The sequence below is a fragment of the Hyphomicrobium sp. genome (assembly GCF_035687085.1).
Classification (GTDB): Bacteria; Pseudomonadota; Alphaproteobacteria; order Rhizobiales; family Hyphomicrobiaceae; genus Hyphomicrobium_B.
The window spans coordinates 1-13797 of record NZ_DASRYS010000006.1 but is presented as its reverse complement, the minus strand read 5'-3'; the positions used below and the strand labels follow the sequence as shown (position 1 = coordinate 13797).

12 protein-coding genes are annotated in these 13797 nt (G+C 60.2%); 8 read left to right on the top strand and 4 right to left on the bottom strand.

Annotated features, from left to right (window positions below; all coding sequences use genetic code 11):
* Positions 1-108: 108 nt before the first annotated feature.
* Entirely contained in the window at positions 109-1134 is a 1026-nt protein-coding gene (locus VFG26_RS05205) for an aldo/keto reductase (RefSeq protein WP_325022939.1), read from the bottom strand.
* Between the two features lie 328 nt (positions 1135-1462).
* Here VFG26_RS05205 and VFG26_RS05200 point away from each other — a divergent pair, with 328 nt between their 5' ends.
* On the top strand, positions 1463-2029 hold the full coding sequence (locus tag VFG26_RS05200) for a hypothetical protein (RefSeq protein WP_325022937.1): 567 nt from the start codon (positions 1463-1465) through the stop codon (positions 2027-2029).
* Positions 2030-2296: 267 nt separating this feature from the next.
* Here VFG26_RS05200 and VFG26_RS05195 read toward each other — a convergent pair whose 3' ends face one another.
* Both VFG26_RS05195 and VFG26_RS05190 read right to left on the bottom strand, forming a co-directional pair.
* Complete coding sequence (locus tag VFG26_RS05195) at positions 2297-2440, bottom strand: hypothetical protein (RefSeq protein WP_325022935.1); 144 nt, start codon at positions 2438-2440, stop codon at positions 2297-2299.
* Between the two features lie 274 nt (positions 2441-2714).
* Positions 2715-3311 carry a GNAT family N-acetyltransferase gene (locus tag VFG26_RS05190; protein WP_325022933.1) on the bottom strand — a complete coding sequence of 199 codons (597 nt, stop codon included), beginning with the start codon at positions 3309-3311 and terminating at the stop codon, positions 2715-2717.
* Between the two features lie 262 nt (positions 3312-3573).
* Between VFG26_RS05190 and zapE the strand changes: the two genes are divergently transcribed.
* Both zapE and mdh read left to right on the top strand, forming a co-directional pair.
* Entirely contained in the window at positions 3574-4677 is a 1104-nt protein-coding gene (gene zapE / locus VFG26_RS05185) for a cell division protein ZapE (protein ID WP_325022931.1), read from the top strand.
* A 175-nt stretch (positions 4678-4852) separates the two neighbouring features.
* Positions 4853-5824, top strand: a complete 972-nt coding sequence (mdh, locus tag VFG26_RS05180) for a malate dehydrogenase (RefSeq protein ID WP_325022929.1) — start codon at positions 4853-4855, stop codon at positions 5822-5824.
* A gap of 59 nt (positions 5825-5883) precedes the next feature.
* Here mdh and VFG26_RS05175 read toward each other — a convergent pair whose 3' ends face one another.
* A complete protein-coding gene (locus tag VFG26_RS05175) occupies positions 5884-6522 on the bottom strand; it encodes a 2OG-Fe(II) oxygenase (RefSeq protein WP_325022927.1) in 639 nt (212 codons plus the stop codon).
* 185 nt (positions 6523-6707) lie between these two features.
* Between VFG26_RS05175 and sucC the strand changes: the two genes are divergently transcribed.
* The 5 genes from sucC to VFG26_RS05150 all read left to right on the top strand — a co-directional run.
* The gene (gene sucC, locus VFG26_RS05170; protein ID WP_325022925.1) at positions 6708-7907 is read left to right on the top strand and encodes an ADP-forming succinate--CoA ligase subunit beta; all 1200 of its coding nucleotides are present in this window, start codon (positions 6708-6710) and stop codon (positions 7905-7907) included.
* 115 nt (positions 7908-8022) lie between these two features.
* Positions 8023-8922 (top strand): succinate--CoA ligase subunit alpha, encoded by a 900-nt coding sequence (gene sucD / locus VFG26_RS05165; protein ID WP_325022923.1) that lies wholly within the window; start codon positions 8023-8025, stop codon positions 8920-8922.
* A 109-nt stretch (positions 8923-9031) separates the two neighbouring features.
* Positions 9032-11995, top strand: coding sequence for a 2-oxoglutarate dehydrogenase E1 component (locus tag VFG26_RS05160; protein WP_325022921.1), 2964 nt, complete (start codon positions 9032-9034; stop codon positions 11993-11995).
* 20 nt (positions 11996-12015) lie between these two features.
* Positions 12016-13344, top strand: a complete 1329-nt coding sequence (odhB, locus tag VFG26_RS05155) for a 2-oxoglutarate dehydrogenase complex dihydrolipoyllysine-residue succinyltransferase (protein ID WP_325022920.1) — start codon at positions 12016-12018, stop codon at positions 13342-13344.
* A gap of 267 nt (positions 13345-13611) precedes the next feature.
* A partial coding sequence (locus VFG26_RS05150; protein ID WP_325022918.1) for an FAD-dependent oxidoreductase occupies positions 13612-13797 on the top strand: 186 nt, incomplete at its 3' end.

Here is a 13797-nt window from a genome sequence, read left to right as displayed (position 1 = left end):
TCCGAAATGAAGAAGCCGCCGGCGTGCGGCGGCTCTTATTATGCTCTTATTATAGTGTGTGATTATGCACGCGCTCCAGCATCAGCGCCGCTCGTGCATGCAGCCTATCTAAACCGGCGGTGGATTGCGTTCGGCAAAGCCCGATTGATGCCAATAGGGGTAAGCCTTGGCGACCTCGCTCGCAGCGTCGAGCTTCTTGATCTGCTCAGGCGTCAGATTCCAGCCGATCGATCCGAGATTGTCCTTCAGCTGCTGCTCGTTGCGCGCGCCGATGATCACGCTCGATACGGTCGGTCGGTGGAAGAGCCAGTTGAGCGCGATCTGCGGAATGCTCTTGCCCGTTTCCCTCGCGATCTCATCGAGAGCATCGACGACATTGAATACGTGCTCGTTTGGAACGGGTGGTCCCTGCTCGGCCGTCTTATGAAGCCGGCTTGTTTCCGGCAGCGGCTGCCCGCGCCGGATCTTACCCGTCAGGCGACCCCAACCGAGCGGGCTCCATACCAATGCGCCGATGCCTTGATCGAGCCCGAGCGGCATCAGTTCCCATTCGTAATCGCGGCCAACGAGTGAATAGTAGGTCTGGTTCGCGACATAGCGCGGATAGCCATAGCGATCCGCGACCGCGAGCGACTTCATCAAATGCCAGCCCGAGAAATTCGACACGCCGACGTAGCGGATCTTGCCTTCGCGAACGAGTTGGTCGAGCGTGGAGAGCACTTCTTCCGGCGGCGTCAGTGCGTCGAAGCCGTGCAGCTGAAAAATATCGATGTGATCGGTCTGCAAACGCTTCAGCGCTTGCTCGCACGTTTTCAAAAGATGGAAGCGCGAAGATCCGACATTGTTTGGCCCATCGCCGAAACGGAAAGTCGCCTTCGTCGAAATGAGAACCTTGTCGCGCCGCCCCTTCAATGCTTCGCCGAGCACCGTCTCGGAATTGCCGTTCGAATAAATGTCCGCCGTATCGAAGAGCGTTACGCCCGCATCGAGGCAGAGATCGACCATGCGGCGCGCTTCTTTGACGTCAGTTGAACCCCACGCGCCGAAGAATTCGCCCGCGCCCCCGAACGTCGCGGCTCCGAAACTCAAAAGCGGTACGGACAAGCCCGATGCACCGAGTCGGCGATATTCCATCCTGTTTCTCCGTTTTATTGAGGGACTCGTGCGGACCATTGCCGCACCTGATGCTACGAGAACGGCATATTCGAGCGTGAGATTTTGATCACATCTCGCGCTGTTCCGTACGCAAAGTTCACAATTCACTCGCCCAAAAGTAGCGAGCGCGCCTTTGCAGCAAAACCTGCATTTCTTGTAACATTTTAATAAACCGCAGAAAATTCGGTCACGCTTGCCGGTTGTGTCATTTCAAGACGATATGCCGCGCGTCGAATCCTCCCTTGTTTTTGCCCAATTACGACGCTTCGTGCGCCCCGTTTGTGAAGACAAGTGAAGGAGAGTTAGTATGCGATTGAGTTTAATCGCAGTGTCGATGTGCCTAGCTTGGATGGCCGCGATCACGTCGGCAGAGGCACGCCCCCATCACGGTCACAAGGGTGATCGTTACGAGCGTTCCCATAAGCATTCCGCCCGCTACGCATCGCGCAGTCGCTCTGTCCACCGTCAGTACTCACACCGGAAGTCAGGCTACGCCTACGGCTCGCGAGCTCGCCGCCATTATGCCAAGAGCGGCAGCGGCCGTCGTCATTACGCTCAGCACCGCTCCTACAGCAGCGGCCGTAAATACGCCTCTGCGAGCCGCGGCGTCGGTGGCCGTCCGCGCGCATGGTGCGGTTGGTGGATGCGTACACAGCTCGGCGGAGGTCCCGAATTCAACCTCGCCGCCAACTGGAAGCGCTATGGCCGTCCGAGCGGGCCGCACGTCGGTGCTGTGGTGGTCTGGCCCCATCACGTCGGCATGATCACGGGTCGCGCTGCCAATGGGCAGTGGATCGTGAAATCCGGCAACGACGGAAACGCTGTGCGCGAGCGGCCAAGGTCGGTCGCCGGGGCCGTGTTCCGCGCTGGCTGAGGTCGTTATGGGCAGGTCGAGCAATCGGCCTGCCATTCCCGCGAATGCCTGATCCAGGCCGCTGGCGCATGGCCCGCTTTTGAAATACCGCGACCGAATTCCAAGCCGGTACCGGTACTTACAAAAAGATATGGCCGGTGACGCTTATCGCTGTCGCCCGGCCATTTGGAAAGAAAGGGGCGCCGCGCGAGCGCCCGATCGCCATGTGCATTTGCGCGTCCGAAGGTTGGGTGCCCAGTCCAGCACTTCGGAACGGCGAAAATGGAATTAGGCGGCCTTCTTCTTCGTCGCCTTCTTGGCGGCCTTCTTGACGGTCTTCTTCGCAACGGCCTTCTTAGCGACCGGCTTCTTGCGCTTCGCTGCGGTCGTCTTGGCTGCCTTCGTTGCCTTCTTTGCTGCTGCCTTAGCCATAGTCTTAGTTCTCCCTCTAGGGTTCGAATCAGCTCGAACTACGCAAACATGAGCAAATTCGAGAGCTTTGTAGACGGAGAAGTTTGAAATCGCGGGCAAAAAGGAGTTTATTAACGCAAACTGTTGCGGGAATGACTCAATTTTTCTTATTTTTCGACGCCTATTGGTCTTTGAGCCGACTCGGAGAAGCCGATTGCGGCACTGCAATCCACTTCTCGCACCGCGATTGAATCAATTTGAATTGCCCAATTCTCCGTTCCTCTGACTCTCGCAATTACAATTCTGCGCGTCCTCGGAGACGTTTCCGCAAATCGAGTGCAGAGTGCAAGTACGTCATGCGCTCATCCAAAAGTTCGCCCGCCCAGGACGCGTAGTCGGCATCGCTGGGAACGATGTCGGCGATGACAGAGCCATCCTCGATCTTGATGTCAGCTCCATAATGACGAGCAATCGCTTGCATCTTTGCATTGTCGCGCAAGCACACGAGGATGAGGTGGCGTAGTCCACGGTTGCGCGCGGTTCGGATGACGCGGCCCATCAGCTGCGTTGCGATCCCGCGGTTGACGAAGGGCTTCTCAACAGAGAACGCAACCTCAGCGGCCGACGGATGCAGGAGATCGTCGGGACGCAATTCGGCAACGGCGCGCAATTCGCCTTCGACGAAATATCCGAACGTCACGTTGCCGAAATCGCCGGCGTGAGACGCGTATCGCGTAATGAACTCATCTGAAACGTCATGACCGAAACGGCGATGGCGCGCTTCGGGATCCAGGCGATGCAAATGCTCGTCGAGCAAATACGTTTCGCTTGTCAGCAATCGGCGAACGAAACCGAGTTGATCTCCGCTTGGCTCCCGGCCATCTCTGCCCATGTTCGGCCTCCTTCGTCTTGGTTCGACGCTTGCATGCGCTAACCATTTGCAACTGCCTCCAAAATGGGAATTGATTGCTGCAAAGCGAGAGGAAATGCTGCAGAGCAGCAATGCGTTTTTAGGCCGGCGGATCGCTAAAATGCGCGTCTTTGGTGGGTTTAAGCGAGGCCCTGCATGAAGCCTCTCCAATTCGCCGCGCCGATCTCTGTTGCATCTCGCAGTCGCGGCCGACTACCGAGAGAGGTCATTCACTGGGGGCCCGATGGCGACGATCATCGACGGATATAATGCGCGGCTCGCCGCAGGCGAGATCGAGCCCGATGCTGCCCAGGCCGCATTGGCCCAGCGTCTCGACGAACTCGAAGTCGAACTTGCAGCCTATCGTCCAAAGTCCGGCATGCTTGCGAAGGTCTTCGGCAAGGCACCCGAGCCTCCGAAGGGTCTTTATATCTGGGGCTCCGTCGGACGCGGCAAGACAATGCTGATGGATCTCTTCTATGAAGAGACCGCCTTCGAGCCAAAACGCCGTGCGCATTTTCATGAGTTCATGGCGGACGTGCACGATCGCATCGGCGCCGCGCGCAAGACGGTTGATGGCGATCCGATACCCCATGTAGCCGAAGGCATCGCGAAAGAGGCGCGTCTTTTGTGCTTCGATGAGCTTCACGTCACCGACATCGCCGATGCGATGATCCTTGGCCGGCTGTTTGAGGCGCTTTTCGCGGCAGGCACCGTCGTCGTGGCAACATCGAACGCGAAGCCCGCCGATCTCTATAAGAATGGGCTCAATCGCCAGCTTTTCGTGCCATTTATATCTGTGCTCGAGAGCCACGTCGAAGTGATCGAGCTCGGCTCAAAGAAAGACTTCCGTCTCGATAAGCTGTCCGGCGCGCAGCTATACTTTCATCCGGTCGATCAAACGGCGAAGTCCGCGCTCGATGCGCATTGGAAGCGGCTGACAGGAAACCACCTGGGCAAACCGCAGACGCTTGATGTCAAAGGCCGCCAGCTGCGCGTGCCGTTGGCGTCGATGGGCGTTGCCCGTTTCGACTTCGCCGATCTTTGCGATCAGCCGTTGGGCGCGGCCGACTACGTGCACATCGCGCACGCCTTCCATACCGTCATTATTGATAACATTCCGATCCTTTCGCCCGAACGGCGCGACGTGGCCCGCCGCTTCATCAATCTTGTTGATGCTCTTTATGATGCCCGCATTTGCCTCATCGCCTCCGCGGCCGCCGAGCCCGCCGCACTGTATGCCAAGGGTGATGGAGCGGACCTTTTTCAGCGAACAGCATCTAGGCTGACCGAAATGCGCTCGGAGGCCTACCTGGCTGGCCATTCGGGCGGCCGCACCCGCCACTGATGGGTAGTCCCGAACCCTGGAAGCCTCGCTTCGAAGTCGATTCATCGCATCCCCGCCGGGCTTTCAGCAGAAAGTTGTGGCTTGTGCTTGACGCCCTGAGGAATTTGATTAGGCAGCAACACCAACGCGGTTCGTAATCCGCGACTATAGTATTAGTGACCTTCGGGGGAGCACCATGGCGCGCACCAAAATCGCACTGATCGGATCGGGACAGATTGGTGGCACGCTCGCCCTGCTTGCGGGCCTGAAGGAACTCGGCGACATTGTCATGACCGACATCATCGAAGGTGTCGCGAAGGGCAAAGCCCTCGACCTGGCGCAGACTGCAGCCGTCGAAGGATATAATGCCAAGCTGACCGGCGCCGGCCCCGAAGGCTACGCTGCGATTGCCGGAGCCGACGTTTGCATCGTCACCGCAGGCGTTCCTCGCAAGCCGGGGATGAGCCGCGATGATCTCCTCGGCATCAACCTGAAAGTCATGGAGCAGGTCGGCGCCGCCATCAAAACGCATGCGCCCGATGCCTTCGTGATCTGCATCACCAACCCGCTCGATGCCATGGTCTGGGCACTTCAGAAGTTCTCCGGCCTTCCCACCAACAAGGTCGTCGGCATGGCCGGCGTGCTCGACAGCTCCCGCTTCTCCTGCTTCCTGGCAGAAGCGGCGGGCGTCTCGATCGAGGATGTCCGCGCGCTGACGCTCGGCGGCCACGGCGATGACATGGTCCCGATGGTCCGTTACTCGACGATCGGCGGCGTGCCGCTTCCCGACTGCGTGAAGCTCGGCTTCTTCAGCCAGGAGAGCCTCGACGCCATGATCAAGCGTACGCGCGGCGGCGGCGGCGAAATCGTTGGCCTCCTGGGAACGGGCTCTGCCTTCTACGCGCCCGCAGCTTCAGCCATCGCGATGGCCGAAAGCTACCTGAAAGATAAGAAGCGCATGCTGCCCTGCGCCGCCTATCTGACGGGCGAATACGGCCTCAAAGATACCTACGTCGGCGTGCCGGCCATCATCGGCGCCGGCGGAATTGAAAAGGTCGTGGAGCTGTCGCTCGACGAGTCGGAAAAGGCGATGTTCGACAAATCCGTCGCCTCCGTGCAGGGCCTCATCGAGGCCTGCAAGAAAATCAATCCGACCCTTGCAAACTGAAAGAGTGGCGCACCGTGCGGGAACGCCACTCTCAGGAAGATCATATGAGAAGTTCGGTCTCAGCCGAACTTGAACATTTTCTTGAGATTGTGCGAGAGCGCGCCGCGCTTCTCCTTGCGCGCGACGTCGGCTTCGCTTCTGAGCCACGTCATTTGAACGACCCGGCGCTCGCCAACGAACGGCGTGTGGCCATGCCAGGACGAGTCCGAACGCCGGAAGGCGAAGACCGTACCGGTCAGCGGGCTGATCTGCTCGACGTAGTCCTCGAAGTCGTGATCGTTGCGCAAGACGCGAAGGCAGCCGGCGCCTGTGCCATCCCACTTGTCATTAAGATAGGTGAGCATCGTCGCGATCTTGGCTTCGCCGTCCGTGTGGATGCGTCCGTCCTTCGCAGCCGAAAGCTTGCGAATGGTGATCATCTTCGGCTTGCCGACGAGATCGATGTCGAGCTTTTCCGACACGATCTTGGAAACCTCAGGGCTCTTCAGATCCGCGAGCAGCTTCTCGAAGGCGCCGTGGATGCCAGCTCCGATATCCGTCTCGGTGAGGAAGCCCGGCTCTTTGAGATCGGGGAAGTCCTTCTTCAACGGCTCGACGGCGGGCGATTGGATGAAGTTCTCGCCGACGAGAAAGTTGAAGGGGTCCCGGCCAGTACGCGCGGCCTTCAATCCCTCGATGTTGATGCATGCAAAGGTCATAAACGTTCCCCGTTATTGACTAAGCGAATATGGAACAACGATTTACGGTGCGCGCGAGACCGACTCAAGAGGCGGACAAGGCGCACCCCGGCAAAAGCCGGTGAGAGGCGACCTTACGGCTGCGAATTTGGACAAAAAGCGGCGATGCGCAATATGACGAAGAATTGTTCAGTTGGGGCAGGAAAATGAATATCCACGAATACCAGGCTAAAGAACTCTACCGCCAGTACGGCGTCCCGACGCCAAACGGCTTTCCCGCTTTCTCGGTCGAAGAGGCAGTCGAAGCCGCGAAAAAACTTCCCGGACCAGTCTGGGTTGTCAAAGCTCAAATCCACGCTGGCGGACGCGGCAAGGGCAAGTTCAAAGAACCCTCGGCCGGAGACAAAGGTGGCGTTCGTCTCGCCAAGTCGCTCGAAGAAGTCGAGACGTTCGCCAAGGAAATGCTGGGCAAAACGCTCGTCACCGTTCAGACGGGCCCCGCAGGCCGCGTCGTCAACAGGCTCTACGTAGAAGACGGCTCCGCCATTGAGCGCGAGCTTTATCTCTCGGCCCTCGTCGACCGCGAAACGTCGCGCGTCGCCTTCATCGTCAGCCAAGCCGGCGGCATGAACATCGAGGATGTCGCCCACGACACGCCCGAGAAGATCCACACGCTGACGATCGATCCGGCGACGGGCTATCAGCCGTTCCACGGCCGCAAGGTCGGCTTCGCGCTGGGCCTCAAGGGCGACCAGTTGAAAGCCTGTGGAAACCTTGTTGAAAACCTCTATCGCATGGTCGTCGAGAAGGACATGAGCCTGCTCGAGATCAATCCGCTCGTGGTGACGAAGGACGGCAAGCTCATCTGCCTAGACGGCAAGATGGACTTCGATTCAAACGCCCTCTACCGGCACCCGGAAATCGTCGTGCTGCGCGACCTCGGCGAAGAAGATCCGACCGAAATCGAAGCCTCCAAGCACGATCTCGCCTTCGTCAAGCTCGACGGCAATATCGGCTGCCTCGTCAACGGCGCCGGTCTCGCCATGGCGACGATGGACATCATCAAGCTCTACGGGGCGGAACCCGCAAACTTCCTCGACGTCGGTGGTGGCGCTTCGAAGGAGAAGGTTCAGGCGGCGTTCAAGATCATCCTGGCAGACGAGTCCGTCAAAGGCATCCTGGTCAACATTTTCGGGGGCATCATGCGCTGTGATATCATCGCCGAGGGCGTCGTTGCCGCCGCCCGCGAGATGGAAATCACGGTTCCGCTCGTCGTACGCCTCGAAGGCACGAACGTCGAACTCGGCAAAAAGATTCTCGCCGAATCCGGCCTGAAGATCATCCCGGCCGATGACCTCGCCGACGCAGCCAAGAAGATCACCGATCAACTGAAGAGCGCGGCGTGATGATGCCGGGCCTTCGATAGATCAAATCTTAATCATCAGTCAGCGGGTTCTACTTGCTGCACTGCAAAAAATGCGCAACATTTAGGCGTTGAGACACGCCTCACACGGGGTTGGAATGTCCATTCTTATCGACCAGCATACCAAGGTCATTTGCCAGGGCGTCACGGGCAGCCAGGGCACTTTTCACACGAAGCAGGCGAAGGCCTACGGCACCAAGATCGTAGGCGGCGTAACGCCCGGTAAGGGCGGCTCCAAGCACCCTGATCCCGAATTGGCCGACGTGCCGCTTTTCGACAGCGTCGGCGAGGCCGTCGCGAAGACGGGCGCCACCGCAACGTCGATCTATGTTCCGCCGCCGTTCGCGGCCGACGCGATCCTCGAGGCCATCGACGCGGAACTCCCGCTCATCGTCTGCATCACTGAAGGCATTCCAGTGATGGACATGGTCCGCGTGAAGCGCGCTCTCGATGGCTCCAAGTCACGCCTCGTTGGCCCGAACTGCCCCGGTCTGCTGACCCCCGGACAATGCAAAATCGGCATCATGCCCGGCAGCATCTTCAAGAAGGGCTCCGTCGGCATTGTATCGCGCTCGGGAACACTCACATATGAGGCGGTGAAACAGACAACAGACGTGGGACTCGGGCAAACCACCGCCGTCGGCATCGGTGGCGATCCCGTGAAGGGCACCGAATTCATCGATGTCCTCGACATGTTCCTCTCCGACGACGAAACCCAGTCGATCATCATGATTGGCGAAATCGGTGGCTCCGCTGAGGAAGACGCCGCGGAGTTCCTGATGCGCGAAGCCAAAAAGGGCCGCAAAAAGCCCATGGCCGGCTTCATCGCAGGTGTGACCGCGCCTCCCGGGCGGCGCATGGGCCATGCGGGCGCAATCATTTCCGGCGGCAAAGGCAAGGCGGAGGACAAACTCGCCGCCATGAAAGCCGCCGGTATCGCCATTGCGCCAAGCCCCGCAGCGCTGGGCCAGACGCTCGTGGAGGTCTTGCGGGCGTAACTTCGCGAGGCAGGGATAGCCGGCGGCCGGCGGCACTATCACCGGTCATGTCCGCGTAACCGGGAGCCTCGCGGCGAGGCCCCCGGGGTATGAATTAAGGACGGATTCGATGGCAAGAAATGCCCAGAACGAAGCGTTCCTGCGCACCTCTTTCTTAAGCGCGGCCAACGCACCCTACATCGAGGATATGCAGGCCGAGTACGAACGAAACCCCGGCGCCGTCAGCGACGAGTGGCGCCGGTTTTTCGAAAGCATCAAAGAAGCACCATCCTCCCTCCCCGCATATTCAAACGGCCCCGCTTGGGCCCCGCCGCTCTCAGCCCTTCTCGAAGAAAACACGACCGACCGCGATCTCATCGGCGCGCTGACCGGCGACTACGGCGAAGCTGAGCGCAGCATTCGCGATAAAATCGAGCGCCGTGCGCACATCTCAGGTTTCGAGCTGACGCCCGCGGCCTCGCTTCGCGCCACGCAGGATTCCATCCGCGCGTTGATGTTGATCCGCGCCTATCGCGTGATCGGCCATCTCGCCGCCGACCTCGATCCCTTGGGCCTCGCCGACCGCCGGGTCCATCGCGAGCTGATGCCCGAGACCTATGGCTTTACCGAAGCCGACCTCGACCGTCCGATCTTCATCGATCGCGTCATGGGTTTAGAGACGGCAACGATGCGCCAGATCCTGACGATCCTGCGCCGCACGTACTGCCGCAAGATCGGCGTGCAGTTCACCCACATCACCGATCCCGCGCAAAAAGGTTGGATTCAGGAGCGCATCGAAGGCGCCGAAAAGGACATCAGCTTTACCGTCGAAGGCCGCAAAGCGATCCTCCGCAAGCTGATCGAAACCGAAACCTTCGAGAAGTTCTGCGACCTCAAATACACCGGCACCAAGCGCTTCGGCCTCGATGGCGCGGAATCGATCATTCCCGCCCTCGAACAGATCATCAAGCGCGGCGGCCAGTTGGGCGTGCGCGAGATCGCGATGGGTATGGCTCATCGCGGCCGCCTCAACGTGCTCGCCAACGTCATGTCGAAGCCGCTGCGCGCCATTTTCAAGGAATTCAAAGGCGGCTCCTTCAAGCCCGACGACGTCGAAGGCTCAGGCGACGTGAAGTATCACCTCGGCGCCTCATCCGATCGCATGTTCGACGGCAACACCGTCCACCTCTCGTTGACGGCCAACCCTTCGCATCTCGAAATCGTAGATCCGGTGGTGCTGGGTAAGGTCCGCGCCAAGCAGGACCAGGCCAACTGCGCTAGCAATGATCGCACGCCGGTCATGCCGCTGCTCATCCATGGCGACGCGGCATTCGCAGGCCAAGGCGTGGTCGCTGAATGCTTCGGTCTTTCCGGACTGCGCGGCCATCGCACCGGCGGCTCGATCCACTTCATTATCAACAACCAGATCGGCTTTACGACGGCGCCGCATCACTCGCGGTCGTCGCCTTATTGCTCCGACGTCGCCCTGATGATCGAAGCGCCGATCTTCCACGTCAACGGCGACAGCCCTGAAGCCGTCGTTCACGTCGCCAAGATCGCGACCGAGTTCCGTCAGCGCTTCCAGAAGCCCGTCGTCATCGACATGTTCTGCTACCGCCGGCACGGTCACAACGAGACCGACGAGCCGATGTTCACGCAGCCGGCGATGTACAAGCGCATCAAATCGCATCCGACCGTCGTCGACATTTATTCGAAAGAGCTGATCGACGAAGGCGTGATGACGCCCGCCGAATTCAACGAGATGAAGGCGACCGTGCGCGCCAACCTCGACAAGGAATTCAGCTTCTCCGACGGTTACAAGCCCAACAAGGCCGACTGGCTCGACGGGCGCTGGTCCGGTATCACGCGACCCGACAGCGATGATTGGCGCGGCAACACGGGCGTTGCCATAGATATGCTGAAGACCATCGGTCAGCGCATCACCACGCTGCCGAACGATTTTCATATCCATAAGACGGTCGGCAAGCTCATCGAGCGCCGCCGCGAAATGATCGAGACCGGCCAGGGCATCGACTGGGCAATGGCCGAACACATGGCGTTCGCGTCCCTTCTAATGGAGGGCTTCCGCGTCCGTCTCTCGGGCCAGGATTGCGAGCGCGGAACCTTCTCGCAGCGCCACGCCGTTTTCATCGATCAGGAAAACGAGCGCCGCTTCGCGCCGCTGAAGCACCTCTCGCCCAACCAGGCGCGTTTCGAGATCGTCAACTCGATGCTCTCGGAAGAAGCCGTCCTCGGTTTCGAATACGGCTACTCGCTCGCCGAGCCCAATGCGCTGACGCTATGGGAAGCCCAGTTCGGCGACTTCGCCAACGGCGCGCAGGTGATCTTCGATCAGTTCCTTTCGTCCGGCGAGCGCAAATGGCTGCGCATGTCGGGACTGGTCTGCCTGCTGCCGCATGGCTACGAAGGCCAGGGGCCGGAGCACTCATCGGCTCGTCTCGAGCGCTATCTGCAATTGTCGGCTGAAGACAATTGGCAGGTTGCGAACTGCACGACGCCCGCGAACTACTTCCATATTCTGCGGCGGCAATTGCATCGCAACTTCCGCAAGCCGCTGATCCTGATGACGCCGAAGTCGCTGCTGCGCCACAAGCGCGTCGTCTCGAAACTCGAGGACTTCGGGCCTAACGCCAGCTTCCATCGTCTGCTCTGGGACGACGCTGAGCGCGGCTCGTCCACGATCACGCTCAAACCCGACAACGAGATCAAGCGCGTCGTTATCTGCACCGGCAAAGTCTACTACGACCTTCTCGAAGCGCGCGATGCGCAAGGCCGTGACGACATTTACCTGCTGCGTGTCGAGCAGCTTTACCCGTTCCCCGCCCGCGCCTTGATCCAGGAACTCGGCCGCTTCAAGTTCGCGGAAATCGTCTGGTGCCAGGAAGAGCCCAAAAACATGGGCGCCTGGTACTTCATGGATGCGAACATCGAGTGGGTGCTGAACCACCTCGGATATATCCATCGCCGTCCGCGTTACGCAGGAAGGGCGGCATCCGCGTCGACCGCGACGGGGCTGCTTTCGCAGCATATCAAGGAGCAGACCGCGCTCGTCGCCGACGCGCTCGGAACATGAGGCAAGGTTGAGAGGCACAGATGTCGATCGAGATCCGCGTTCCCGCGCTCGGAGAAAGCGTTACGGAAGCGACCGTAGGCAAATGGTTCAAGAAGGCGGGCGATGCCGTCAATGCCGATGAACCGCTCGTCGAACTCGAAACCGATAAGGTGACGGTCGAAGTCCCAGCTCCTTCAGCGGGCGTGCTTGGCGAAATCCTCGTTGAATCCGGCGCAACCGTCGCTGTGGGGTCGGTACTCGCAGCCTTGCGAGATGGTGGGGGCAAGGCACAGCCGGCGAAATCCGAACCGAAGCCGCAGCCTGCGCAGCCCGCCCCTGAGCGCGCTCCTGAGCGTCCTGCACCGCAAGCAGCGCCAAGCGCTCCAGCAGGCGCAACCGCTGCACCCCCGCCGCCTCCCGCAGCTCAGAAGGCGATGACCGAAGCGGGTCTCGAGCCCACCGAAATTCAAGGCTCAGGACGGCGCGGACAAATCCTCAAAGAGGATGTCCTGAGTGCGGTCGCTTCTGCGCCGCGTCCTGCTGCAGCGCCGCCCGTGCACGAGGCGGCAAGCGCGCCGCCCCCAACGAATGTTGTCGCCATTCAGACAGCGCCGTCGCTCAAGGCAGTTCCGCCGCAAGAGGCCCGCCTGCCCTCACCCGGCCACGATGCGACGCGCGAAGAACGCGTCAAGATGACGAGGCTGCGCCAGACGATCGCCCGCCGCTTGAAGGACGCGCAGAACACCGCGGCAATGCTGACGACGTTCAACGACGTCGACATGAGCGCAGTGATGGCGCTGCGCGCGCAATACAAAGACATTTTTGAGAAGCGCCACGGCGTGAAGCTCGGCTTCATGGGACTGTTCGTCAAAGCCTGCATCCAGGCGCTGCGCGACGTTCCCGCCGTCAATGCCGAGATCGATGGCGACGATCTGATCTACAAAAACTACTACCACATCGGCGTGGCCGTCGGCACCGATAAGGGTCTCGTCGTTCCGGTCGTGCGCGACGCCGATCGCCTGAGCCTTGCCGAGATCGAGCAGCGCATCAACGATTTTGGCCGCCGCGCGCGCGATGGCAAATTGTCGATCGAAGACATGCAGGGCGGCACCTTCACCATCTCGAACGGCGGTGTTTACGGCTCGCTCATGTCCACGCCGATCTTGAACGCGCCGCAGTCCGGCATTCTCGGCATGCACCGCATCGAGGAACGCCCCGTCGTACGCGCCGGCCAGATCGTCGTGCGGCCGATGATGTATCTGGCGCTCTCCTACGATCACCGCATCGTCGATGGCAAAGAGGCTGTCACCTTCCTCGTCCGCGTCAAGGAATGCCTTGAAGATCCGCAGCGCTTCATCCTGGAACTTTAAGGCATGGCCGAGTTTTGGCGTGTGGATCGTTGGTCGCGCAAGGCCATCGTCTCCCCCTCCCCAGCGGGGAGGGGCCGGGGGTGGGGAGAGGCACCCGTACTAATTATTGGGCTTTGTCGTGGCGCCTGCATGTGACAGCATCTCTTCCACCAAGACTTTCCCCCACCCCAACCCCTCCCCTGAGGGGAGGGGAATGCGAGCGCTCAACGGCCAGCGCACAAGTGCCTCCGTCGAGCCTGCGAACGCCACCATGCGAGGACAATATCGATGACAGGACCCTACGATCTGATCGTCATCGGCACAGGCCCTGGAGGCTACGTCTGCGCTATCCGCGCCGCGCAGCTCGGCATGAAGGTGGCGGTGGTCGAAAAGAGATCGACATTCGGCGGGACCTGTCTGAACGTCGGCTGCATTCCCTCAAAAGCGCTGCTTCACGCCTCGCATGCGTTTGAC

What these genes read in the sequence shown, in the direction of transcription:
- mdh (WP_325022929.1), top strand. Translation starts at nt 4,853, where the DNA reads ATGGCGCGCACCAAAATCGCACTGATCGGATCGGGACAGATTGGTGGC.
- VFG26_RS05205 (WP_325022939.1), bottom strand. Translation starts at nt 1,134, where the DNA reads ATGGAATATCGCCGACTCGGTGCATCGGGCTTGTCCGTACCGCTTTTG.
- sucD (WP_325022923.1), top strand. Translation starts at nt 8,023, where the DNA reads ATGTCCATTCTTATCGACCAGCATACCAAGGTCATTTGCCAGGGCGTC.
- VFG26_RS05195 (WP_325022935.1), bottom strand. Translation starts at nt 2,440, where the DNA reads ATGGCTAAGGCAGCAGCAAAGAAGGCAACGAAGGCAGCCAAGACGACC.
- VFG26_RS05190 (WP_325022933.1), bottom strand. Translation starts at nt 3,311, where the DNA reads ATGGGCAGAGATGGCCGGGAGCCAAGCGGAGATCAACTCGGTTTCGTT.
- VFG26_RS05200 (WP_325022937.1), top strand. Translation starts at nt 1,463, where the DNA reads ATGCGATTGAGTTTAATCGCAGTGTCGATGTGCCTAGCTTGGATGGCC.
- VFG26_RS05160 (WP_325022921.1), top strand. Translation starts at nt 9,032, where the DNA reads ATGGCAAGAAATGCCCAGAACGAAGCGTTCCTGCGCACCTCTTTCTTA.
- sucC (WP_325022925.1), top strand. Translation starts at nt 6,708, where the DNA reads ATGAATATCCACGAATACCAGGCTAAAGAACTCTACCGCCAGTACGGC.
- odhB (WP_325022920.1), top strand. Translation starts at nt 12,016, where the DNA reads ATGTCGATCGAGATCCGCGTTCCCGCGCTCGGAGAAAGCGTTACGGAA.
- VFG26_RS05175 (WP_325022927.1), bottom strand. Translation starts at nt 6,522, where the DNA reads ATGACCTTTGCATGCATCAACATCGAGGGATTGAAGGCCGCGCGTACT.
- zapE (WP_325022931.1), top strand. Translation starts at nt 3,574, where the DNA reads ATGGCGACGATCATCGACGGATATAATGCGCGGCTCGCCGCAGGCGAG.